This window comes from Kitasatospora sp. MY 5-36, from assembly GCF_001182915.1.
In the GTDB taxonomy this organism is placed as follows: Bacteria; Actinomycetota; Actinomycetes; order Streptomycetales; family Streptomycetaceae; genus Kitasatospora.
In genome coordinates, this window is sequence record NZ_LFVW01000923.1 from 1 (window position 1) to 3240 (window position 3240).

Sequence of the window (3240 nt, forward strand, 5' to 3'; positions counted from 1 at the left end):
CGCCGCGCCGACCACCGTACGGCGGCGGTGCCGCAGCCGGCGGCCCCCCGCCAGGATGTCCGTCACCGGCGCCGGGCCGATCCGCGCGCCGGCCGCCGCCTCGGCGAGGCCGAGCCCCACCCACAGGTCCGTGCCGTCGTCCACGCCCGTCCCGTCCGGTTCCCGGTCCATGCCGCCCCTCATGCCGCTCCTCCGATGTGCGTCGTGTCCTTGAGTCCCACCAGTGCCGTGACCTGCCGCAGCCGCGCGATGCCCTTCGCCGCGTGGCTGCGCACCGCGCCCACCGAGCACCCCATGGCGGCCGCCGTCTGGCTGTCGCTCAGGTCCTCCCAGTGCCGCAGCACCACCGCCTCGCGCTGGCGCGGCGGCAGGGTGGCCAGCGCGGCCAGCAGGGCCCCGCGCTGGTCGGAGCGGGCGTAGCCGTCCTCCACCCCCGCCGCGTCCGGCACCGCGTCCACCAGCAGCTCCGGCGCCCGGCGGCGCCAGCGGCGGGCGTGCTGGTTGACCAGGATCCGCCGCACATAGGCGTACGGATCGTCGGCCCGGCGCACCTTCGACCAGGCCGCGCAGGACTTCTCGGCGGCCGACTGCACCAGGTCCTCGGCCGCGTACTGCTCGCCGGCCAGCAGGTACGCCGTCCGTACCAGGCGCGGCCAGACCGTGACGATGAACGCCTGGAACCCGTCGTCCCGATCGTCTTTCGCTTCTCCCATGAGCACCTCCGAGCACCTCCTTCACCCGTCCAGAGCCCGGGGGCGGTCGAAAGCGCTTACCCGCGGCCGCGGCGGCTTCAAATCGCTTGGGGAACGGCGGCGGGGACACTACGATCCGCCGAATGATCATTTCTCATGACGTAGCGGGCAGTGGGCCCGCCGTGGTGCTGCTGCACTCCTCGGTGTGCGACCGGCGGATGTGGGACGCGCAGTGGCAGCCGCTGGTCGACGCCGGACACCGGGTGGTCCGCTGCGACTTCCGCGGCTTCGGCGACACGCCGCTCGCGGACGCCCCGTACAGCGATGCCGGGGACGTCCTGGCCCTGCTCGACCACCTGGGCATCGGGACCGCCGCCCTGGTCGGCGCCTCCTACGGCGGCCGGATCGCCCTGACGGCGGCCGCGCTGCGCCCCGAGGCGGTCACCAGGCTGGCCCTGCTCGGCGCGGGCATGCCCGGACACCAGCCCAGCGACACCCTGCGCGCCTTCGGCGGGCGCGAGGACGAGCTGATCGAGGCCGGGCGGATCGACGAGGCCGTCGAGCTGAACGTCGAGTCCTGGCTCGGCCCGGAGGCCGACGAGCGGACCCGCGCGCACGTCCGCCGGATGCAGCGCCACGCCTTCGACGTCCAGATGACGGCGACGGTCGGCTCCGACCGCGAGGACGTCGACCTCGGCCGGATCACCGCCCCCACCCTGGCCGTGTCCGGCGCCCACGACTTCCCGGACTTCCGGGACATCGCCGCCGCCCTCCCCGCCCTCCTCCCCGACGCCCGCCACCAGGAGCTCCCCTGGGCCGGCCACCTCCCCAGCCTGGAGCGCCCGGCCGAGACCACCGCCCTGCTGCTCGCCTTCCTCCACGAGGACGGCCCGGCCGCGCGGTAGCGGCGAGCCGTGCGGTGGCGACGGCGGTGACCCCGTCGTGGGGCAGCCCGTCGAGGGAAAGGCCGGACCCGAACGTGTGTCGGGAGCCATGATGACGGGGTGCACTTCACCACGGAATCCAGCGCGGACGGCGTGACGCAGCGCCACTTCACCCTCGACGGCGCGCCCGGAGTGCTCTGGCAGCCGGACGGATCGCCCCTCGGCGGGCGGCCGTTGGTGCTGCTGGGGCACGGCGGCGGCCAGCACAAGCTGGGTCCGGGACTGGTGGACCGGGCCCGGCGGTTCGTGCGGCGGCACGGGTTCACGGCGGTGGCGCTGGACGCGCCGGGGCACGGGGAGCGGACGCGCAGCGCCCAGGACGAGCGGTTCGCCACCGAGATCGGGGAGTTGATCGCGGCGGGCCGGCCGGTCAGCGCCTGGGTGGCGCGGCACACGGCGGCGCTCGCGGAGCGGGCGGTGCCGGAGTGGGTGGCGGTGCTGGACGCGCTGAGCGGCGAGGCGGAGCGCACCGGTCGGACAGAGGGCCCCGGACAGGCGGAGCGCCCCGGTCGGGTGGAGGACCTCGGACAGGCGGAGGGCCTCGGGCCGGTCGGGTACTGGGGGTTGTCGCTGGGGAGCGCGATCGGCATCCCGCTGGCGGCGGCCGAACCGCGCGTCGCCGTCGCGGTGTTCGGGCTGACGGGGCACGCGTCGCAGGCGGAGGCGGCGGGGCAGGTCGGCGTGCCGGTGGAGTTCCTCCTCCAGTGGGACGACGCGCTGGTCCCGCGCGAGGGGGCGCTGGCGCTGTTCGGCGCGCTGGGCTCGCGGGAGAAGACGCTGCACGCCAACCCCGGGGGCCACCTGGAGGTGCCGGAGCCCGAACTGGAGTCGTCGGAACGGTTCCTGGCGCGGCATCTGATCCGGGCGGGAGTGAGCGCGGCCCCGGCATAGCCGATGCCAACCGTCAGTAAAACTTCGCAAAGGATTTCTCCCTGCAACGAACCCTACGGGCCGTGACTTCAACAGATTGTTGCAGCTCAGCGGCCCGATGGTCACCCTTCGTGGATTTGGCATAACACCCCGTACCCCCTGGACTTCGCAAACCATAGGAGTACGGTTCCGGAGGAATCGCCGGGGCCGACATTCAGGCAGGCCGGCCGTACCGGAAAATTGGTGCGCAGCATGGGTTTGCAACAGGGTGGGGAGAGCGCCTCGGTGGCGACTCGTCCGATATCCGCCAGGGTGGTCGCGGAGGTCCTGCGCGGCGTCGCGCAGGTCGATTTCATGCCGTCCGTCGTCTGCGGACTCTTCTTCGTGGCCGCACTGTTCGCCGCCGACTGGCGGTACGGCCTCTACGGACTGCTCGGCAGCGCCGTCTCCACCGCCGTCGCGTACGGGCTCGGGCTCGACCGGGAGACCGTCGGGGCGGGGCTGCACGGGTACAACGGCTGCCTGGTGGCGCTGAGTTGCGCCGTCTTCCTGGGCGCCGGGCACCCGGCGACGGTCGCGGTGGCGGCCCTCGGGTCCGCCGTCGCCGTGGTGGTCACGGCGGGGCTCGGGGCGCTGCTCGCCACCTGGCGGCTGCCCGCGCTGACCGCGCCGTTCTGCCTGGTCGCGACGGCCGTCACGGCGGCCGCCCCCGGCTTCCGGCGACTGTGGCAGGG

The 3240-nt window shown here is 74.3% G+C and carries 4 protein-coding genes; 3 read left to right on the top strand and 1 reads right to left on the bottom strand.

All coding sequences use genetic code 11. The features are described 5' to 3' along the window. Nucleotides 1-179: 179 nt before the first annotated feature. Nucleotides 180-713, bottom strand: a complete 534-nt coding sequence (locus tag AE652_RS38255; protein WP_049659979.1) for a SigE family RNA polymerase sigma factor — start codon at nt 711-713, stop codon at nt 180-182. 122 nt (nt 714-835) lie between these two features. Between AE652_RS38255 and AE652_RS38260 the strand changes: the two genes are divergently transcribed. From AE652_RS38260 to AE652_RS38270, 3 genes are all read left to right on the top strand, one after another. Next, a complete protein-coding gene (locus AE652_RS38260) occupies nt 836-1597 on the top strand; it encodes an alpha/beta fold hydrolase (RefSeq protein ID WP_049659981.1) in 762 nt (253 codons plus the stop codon). A gap of 99 nt (nt 1598-1696) precedes the next feature. Further along, nucleotides 1697-2527 carry an alpha/beta hydrolase gene (locus tag AE652_RS38265; RefSeq protein WP_049659985.1) on the top strand — a complete coding sequence of 277 codons (831 nt, stop codon included), beginning with the start codon at nt 1697-1699 and terminating at the stop codon, nt 2525-2527. 264 nt (nt 2528-2791) lie between these two features. Continuing rightward, on the top strand, nt 2792-3240 hold a 449-nt coding region (locus AE652_RS38270; RefSeq protein WP_234348691.1), incomplete at its 3' end, for an urea transporter.